This is a genomic window from Streptomyces sp. NRRL B-24572, from assembly GCF_002156145.1.
Lineage (GTDB): Bacteria > Actinomycetota > Actinomycetes > Streptomycetales > Streptomycetaceae > Streptomyces > Streptomyces vietnamensis.
In genome coordinates, this window is record NZ_MWIG01000452.1 from 1 (window position 1) to 6306 (window position 6306).

The window sequence follows — 6306 nt, forward strand, 5'->3', positions numbered from 1 at the left end:
TGCCTCACCCCCCTCGACCACCCCGCCCTCAAGGCGGTGGCCGGGGCCATGAGCAGGGCCTTCGACGGCGCCAAGGTCCGCTACACCCGCGAGGGCGGCTCCGGACCGGCCGCCGACCTCCAGGACGTCCTGGAAGCACCCGTCCTGTTCCTCGGCATCTCCGTCCCGTCCGACGGCTGGCACGCCCCCAACGAGAAGATCGAACTCGATCTCCTCATGAAGGGCGTCGAGACGACCGCGCACCTGTGGGGCGACCTGCCCGCCGCACTCCAGACCGCGCGCTGAACCCACACACCGATCCGGGGGAGTTGGAAGCACCTGTGAGCACCTTGAAGAACGCGTCGAGCAGCCCGACGCACGCGCCGGCGGACCGTCCGATCTCGCTCACCGCCCCGAGCGGCATCGACCGCGCCGCCCACCACCGCCTCGACGAGGCGTGGCTGGCGGCGGCCTGGAGCCACCCCACGACCCGGGTCTTCGTGGTCTCGGGCGGGCAGGTGCTGATCGACGACGGCCCCGACGGGACGACCGAACTGGTCATGACCCCGGCGTTCGAGGCCCCGGTCACCCAGACCCACCGCTACTTCCTGGGCACGGACGCCGACGGCGTCTCGTACTTCGCGCTCCAGAAGGACTCCCTGCCCGGCCGCATGGACCAGTCGGCACGCCCGGCCGGTCTGCGGGAAGCGGGCCTGCTCCTCTCCGACCGGGACGCGGGCCTCATGGTCCATGCCGTCGCCCTGGAGAACTGGCAGCGCCTCCACCGCTTCTGCTCGCGCTGCGGCGAGCGGACGGTCGTCGCGGCCGCCGGTCACGTCCGCCGCTGCCAGGCCTGCGGCGCCGAGCACTACCCGCGCACCGACCCCGCGGTGATCATGCTGGTCACCGACGACCAGGACCGGGCGCTGCTCGGCCGCCAGGTGCACTGGCCGGAGGGTCGCTTCTCGACCCTCGCCGGCTTCGTGGAGCCGGGCGAGTCCATCGAGGCGTCGGTGGCCCGCGAGGTCTTCGAGGAGGCTGGTGTCACGGTCGGCGAGGTCGAGTACATCGCCAGCCAGCCCTGGCCGTTCCCGTCCAGCCTGATGCTGGGCTTCTTCGCCCGGGCCACGTCCTCCGAGATCAACGTGGACGGCGAGGAGATCCACGAGGCCCGCTGGTTCTCCCGCGAGGACCTGGCCGCCGCCTTCGAGTCCGGCGAGGTCCTCCCCCCGTACGGCATCTCGATCGCCTCCCGCCTGATCGAACGCTGGTACGGCAAGCCCCTCCCGAAGCCGGGCGACGTGGTCTGACGAAGTGGGCCGACATGGAGAAGCCCCCGCCGCGGCGGGGGCTTCTCCATGCCATCGGGTCAGGCGGCGAGGGCCTGCTTGACCTGGGCCAGGCTCGGGTTGGTCATGACGACCTCGTCGCCGCCGGCGGTCGGGACGACGCGGACGGTCGGGACGGTCTGGTTGCCGCCGTTGGCCTTCTCGACGAACGCGGCCGAGTCCGGGTCCTGCTCGATGTTGATCTCCGTGTACGCGATGCCCTCGCGGTCCAGCTGGCTCTTCAGCCGGCGGCAGTAGCCGCACCACGTCGTGCTGTACATCGTCACAGTGCCCTGCATGGCCTGGCGCTCCTCTGGTCGGTATCGGCGTCCGTGTCGGTGCCGAGAGGAAGAACGTACGCCCCGGCCCGGCCATTCCCGGAATTCGTATGACCGGCGGCACGTGCCTGTGGACAGTCCTCCGCACCGACCCCGCCCGACCTGGCAGCATGGCGGGGTGACAGCAGCAACGCACTCCACTCTCTTCCCGCAGGTCCCGGAGACGGCCGACGCGGTGCTCGACGGGCTCGACCCCGAGCAGCGCGAGGTCGCCCTTGCCCTGAACGGACCGGTGTGCGTCCTCGCCGGAGCCGGTACGGGCAAGACGCGGGCCATCACCCACCGCATCGCGTACGGGGTGCGGGCGGGCATCCTGCAGCCCTCCAGTGTGCTGGCCGTCACGTTCACCAACCGCGCCGCCGGCGAGATGCGCGGCCGGCTGCGGCAGCTCGGCGCGGGCGGTGTCCAGGCCCGTACGTTCCACTCCGCGGCCCTCCGCCAGCTCCAGTTCTTCTGGCCGAAAGCAGTCGGTGGCGATCTGCCCCGGCTCCTGGAGCGGAAGATCCAGCTGGTCGCCGACGCCGCGGCCCGCTGTCGCATCCGGCTCGACCGGAACGAGCTCAGGGACGTGACCAGCGAGATCGAGTGGGCCAAGGTCACCCAGACCGTCCCCGCCGACTACCCGGCCGCCGTCGCCAAGTCCGTCAGGGAGGCCCCCCGCGATCCGGCGGAGATCGGCCAGATCTATGCCATGTACGAGCAGCTGAAGCGCGACCGCTCGGTGATCGACTTCGAGGACGTGCTGCTGCTCACCGTCGGCATCCTCCAGGACCGGTACGACATCGCCGACCAGATCCGCCGCCAGTACCAGCACTTCGTGGTGGACGAGTACCAGGACGTCTCGCCGCTCCAGCAGCGGCTGCTCGACCTGTGGCTCGGCGACCGCGACAACCTCTGCGTGGTCGGCGACGCCAGCCAGACCATCTACTCCTTCACCGGCGCCACCCCCGACCACCTGCTGAACTTCCGCACCCGTCACCCGGCCGCCACGGTCGTCAAGCTGGTCCGCGACTACCGCTCCACCCCGCAGGTCGTCCACCTCGCGAACGGACTGCTCAGCCAGGCCAGCGGCCGGGCCGCCGAGCACCGCCTGGAGCTGATCTCCCAGCGCGACCCGGGCCCCGAGCCGGCCTACACGGAGTACGCCGACGAGCCCGCCGAGGCCGAGGGCACCGCCCGCCGCATCCGCGACCTCATCGCCGCCGGCGTCCCGGCCGGCGAGATCGCCGTCCTCTACCGGATCAACGCCCAGTCCGAGGTCTACGAGCAGGCCCTCGCCGACGCCGGAGTGCCCTACCAGCTCCGCGGCGCCGAGCGCTTCTTCGAGCGGGAGGAGGTGCGCAAGGCGGGCATCGCCCTGCGCGGCGCCGCCCGCGCCGGGGGCAACGACTCCCTCCTCGACGACGCCGAGGACCTGCCCGCCCAGGTCCGCGCCGTGCTCTCCAGCAACGGCTGGACCCCGCAGCCGCCCGCCGGCTCCGGCTCCGTCCGCGACCGCTGGGAGTCCCTCGCCGCCCTCGTCCGGCTCGCCGAGGACTTCGCCCGAGCCAAGCCCGGCGCCACCCTCTCCGACCTGGTCGCCGAGCTCGACGAGCGGGCCGCCGCCCAGCACGCCCCGACCGTCCAGGGCGTCACCCTCGCCTCGCTGCACGCGGCCAAGGGCCTCGAATGGGACGCCGTCTTCCTGGTCGGCCTCACCGAGGGCATGATGCCCATCACGTACGCCAAGACCGACGAGCAGGTCGAGGAGGAGCGGCGCCTGCTGTACGTGGGCGTCACCCGGGCCCGCGTCCACCTCACGCTCTCCTGGGCGCTCTCCCGCTCCCCGGGCGGTCGCGCCAACCGGCGCCCCAGCCGCTTCCTCAAGGGGCTGCGGCCCGGCTCCGGCTCCCTCGGCACCGTCGGCTCCGGCGGCGGCTCCGGCTTCGTCGAGCGGGGGAGCGGCCCCGTCCGGCGCAAGCCGCGCGGCCCCGTCCTGTGCCGGGTCTGCGGCGCCACCCTCACCGAGGCGGGCGCGATGAAGCTGATGCGCTGCGAGGACTGCCCCTCCGACATGGACGAGGGCCTGTACGAGCGGCTCAGGGACTGGCGATCGGAACAGGCCAGGGAGCTCGGCCAGCCGGCCTATTGCGTGTTCACCGACAAGACGCTCATGGCGATCGCCGAGCGCGTCCCCACCACCGGCGGGGAGCTCTCCTCGATCGCCGGCGTCGGCGTCCGCAAGCTCGACCGCTTCGGAGCCGATGTCCTGGCCATCTGCGCAGGTGAGGAGGGTGGGACGGGAGAGGACGAGGTCTGAGGAAAACTCGTCGGAAAAATAGTTTGCGCCCGCCCCGTCAAGCCCCATAGGTTCTTAACCACGGAAACAGCGCTTCTTCGAAGCACTGTCTTCGTGCTGTACTTGTCCAATTACACATGAGGGTCCGGCTCGCACCCGAGCCCTCCGAGACGCCGAGAGGAGGCGATTCCAGTGATCAGCACCATCATTCAGACCAGCTCCGCCAGCACCGTCCGCTTCGTCGGCATGGCCAAAATGACCGATCGCTCGGTCGTCTCCGCCTGCTCGCTCGGCCTCTCCGCCTCGGCTCTCATCGGCACCGGTCTGCCCGTCGCCGGCCTGCCCGTCACCGGTCTTTCCGGTCTCGGTGCGGCCGCCGTGGCTCCGCGCAATGAGCGACCGACCAAGGCACTGGAAGCAGGAGTAGCAGGCAAGGCCACGGCCTATGGCTTTGCGGCGACCGGTGCCGGAACCCAGCAGCAGACGACGACGCACCACCACACGATGTGGGCCTTCCGTGGGCTTGAACCCTGGAGTGATCCAGTCTGATCCATGATCAGACCGGCGCCTTCAGGGCCGCGGAACCCCACCCGGGATCCGCGGCCCTTCTGTTTGTCCCCGAACGGGGACGACGGCACGAAGGAGCCTCGGGAAGCAACAACCCGGTACCAGCCGAAACCCCGGCCAACAGGCCGGAACGACCAGACGAGGAATGACCACCGTGCAACTCGAAGCGCACGCCCCGTCCGTACCGCCTTCCGAATCGATCTCCCTGCCCGGCCTCACGGAGGACCCCGCTTTGACCCCCCTCACCGCGCTCACCGCGCTCGACGACGCCATCGAGAACCTCGGCGTACCCGTACCCTGTCGCGCCTACGACCCCGAGGTCTTCTTCGCGGAGTCCCCGGCCGACGTCGAGTACGCGAAGTCCCTCTGCCAGACCTGCCCGCTCGTGGCGGCCTGCCTGGCGGGCGCCAAGGAGCGCCGCGAGCCCTGGGGCGTCTGGGGTGGCGAGCTCTTCGTCCAGGGCGTGGTCGTCGCCCGCAAGCGGCCCCGCGGCCGTCCGCGCAAGAACCCGGTCGCGGCATGAGCGCCGCCGGAACCATCGACCGCCCCCTCACGCACGATCCCCAGAAGCAGGCCCCGATGACCTCTTCCACCAGCGAGCCCGTCGGCTCCGCGACCCCAGTCTTCTCCCCCGCCGCCGCGCACACCGCGCGTCAGAACAGGACCCGTGAAATGCAACTCGCCCCAGAAGCCCTGGCCCGTGCCCATATGCATGAGCGACAGCGTGAGGCCGAGGCGGAACGCCAGGCCGTGCGCCTGGTCGCCGCCCGGCGCATGCAGCGCCGCGCCGAGCGCGTCTCGCTGCGCGCCCGCCGCGCGCTCGCCATGGCCGTCATGCACTGAGCATCGCCGTGATGCCCTCCGCGGGGGCCGGTCCGAACGGACCGGCCCCCGCGGCGCGTTGCCCCCTCACGCCCCCACGCCGGGTTATCGTCGTCAGGGTGAACGAAGCCCGCGTCCCCCAGGAGCCCGTCACCTGCGCCCGCTGCGGCAGGACCGCGGACACCCTCCCGCTGACCTGGACCTGCTCCGTCGAGAACGGCCGCCGGGAGTACTTCTGCGAAGAGTGCGCCCGAGAGAACATCCGCTCCATCGAAGGCCGCCTCGATTCCTCCTGGTGGTGAGCCGCACCGCCTGTGATGGACTGCCGCGATGGCAGCCCTCACGGATCGCGTCCTGCGCGCACTCGAACGGTTCAACGCCGCCCACCCCTGGGACCACAACGCCCACTACCACCGGTGGATCCTGCGGCAGCTGCCGCGCCGCCTCGACCGCGCCCTGGACGTCGGCTGCGGCAGCGGCGACCTCGCCCGGCTCCTCGCCACCCGCGCCACGGCCGTCCGGGCCGTCGACGCAGACCCGGCGATCGTCGCCCGCGCCCGCGAGCTGACCGCCCCGGGCACCAGGGTGACCTTCGCCGTCGAGGACGCCCTCGCCGACACCGGGGACGACGGCTCCCACACCGCCGTCACCTGCCTCGCGACCCTCCACCATCTGCCGCTCGCCCCGGCCCTCGCGCGGTTCCGGGACCGGCTGGCCCCCGGCGGAACCCTGGTCGTCCTCGGCCTGGCCCGCCCCGACACCGTCGGCGACCACCTCCTCGGCCTGCTCTCGATCCCCCTCAACGCCGCCACCGGTTGGCTGCGGAACCGGGGCCGCCCGGCGCCCCGGCCCGTGGCGATGACCGCGGCGACCTGCGACGCCGAGGAGACCCTGGCCGAGATCGCCCTCGTCGCAGGGCGGATCCTCCCCGGTGCCCGGATCCGCCGTCGGCTCTTCTGGCGCTACACCCTCGTCTGGCGCAAGCCCGACCCCG

General features: G+C 71.9%; 9 protein-coding genes. 8 read left to right on the plus strand and 1 reads right to left on the minus strand.

Annotated features, from left to right (window positions below; all coding sequences use genetic code 11):
• Together CCN56_RS25795 and nudC are read left to right on the plus strand one after the other, a co-directional pair.
• Positions 1–285 (plus strand): M20/M25/M40 family metallo-hydrolase (locus tag CCN56_RS25795; RefSeq protein WP_143664623.1); only part of this gene is annotated, 285 nt, incomplete at its 5' end.
• A 35-nt stretch (positions 286–320) separates the two neighbouring features.
• Positions 321–1289, plus strand: coding sequence for an NAD(+) diphosphatase (nudC, locus tag CCN56_RS25800; RefSeq protein WP_179199983.1), 969 nt, complete (start codon positions 321–323; stop codon positions 1287–1289).
• 59 nt (positions 1290–1348) lie between these two features.
• Here nudC and CCN56_RS25805 read toward each other — a convergent pair whose 3' ends face one another.
• Positions 1349–1606 (minus strand): mycoredoxin, encoded by a 258-nt coding sequence (locus CCN56_RS25805; protein WP_041131135.1) that lies wholly within the window; start codon positions 1604–1606, stop codon positions 1349–1351.
• 157 nt (positions 1607–1763) lie between these two features.
• On the opposite strand from CCN56_RS25805, the gene CCN56_RS25810 reads away from it, so the two are divergent.
• The 6 genes from CCN56_RS25810 to CCN56_RS25835 all read left to right on the plus strand — a co-directional run.
• Positions 1764–3944, plus strand: a complete 2181-nt coding sequence (locus tag CCN56_RS25810) for an ATP-dependent DNA helicase UvrD2 (protein WP_179199984.1) — start codon at positions 1764–1766, stop codon at positions 3942–3944.
• Positions 3945–4115: 171 nt separating this feature from the next.
• The gene (locus CCN56_RS25815) at positions 4116–4472 is read left to right on the plus strand and encodes a hypothetical protein (RefSeq protein WP_086830375.1); all 357 of its coding nucleotides are present in this window, start codon (positions 4116–4118) and stop codon (positions 4470–4472) included.
• Between the two features lie 172 nt (positions 4473–4644).
• On the plus strand, positions 4645–5013 hold the full coding sequence (locus CCN56_RS25820) for a WhiB family transcriptional regulator (protein WP_086830379.1): 369 nt from the start codon (positions 4645–4647) through the stop codon (positions 5011–5013).
• Positions 5010–5333 (plus strand): hypothetical protein, encoded by a 324-nt coding sequence (locus CCN56_RS25825; RefSeq protein WP_086830376.1) that lies wholly within the window; start codon positions 5010–5012, stop codon positions 5331–5333. The genes CCN56_RS25820 and CCN56_RS25825 overlap by 4 nt, the downstream gene beginning before the upstream one ends.
• Before the next feature lie 98 nt (positions 5334–5431).
• The gene (locus CCN56_RS25830) at positions 5432–5614 is read left to right on the plus strand and encodes a hypothetical protein (RefSeq protein WP_041131138.1); all 183 of its coding nucleotides are present in this window, start codon (positions 5432–5434) and stop codon (positions 5612–5614) included.
• A gap of 28 nt (positions 5615–5642) precedes the next feature.
• On the plus strand, positions 5643–6306 hold a 664-nt coding region (locus tag CCN56_RS25835), incomplete at its 3' end, for a bifunctional 2-polyprenyl-6-hydroxyphenol methylase/3-demethylubiquinol 3-O-methyltransferase UbiG (protein ID WP_086830377.1).

Coding starts and splice junctions, on each gene's coding strand:
- CCN56_RS25825 (WP_086830376.1), top strand. CDS start 5,010: ATGAGCGCCGCCGGAACCATCGACCGCCCCCTCACGCACGATCCCCAG.
- CCN56_RS25805 (WP_041131135.1), bottom strand. CDS start 1,606: ATGCAGGGCACTGTGACGATGTACAGCACGACGTGGTGCGGCTACTGC.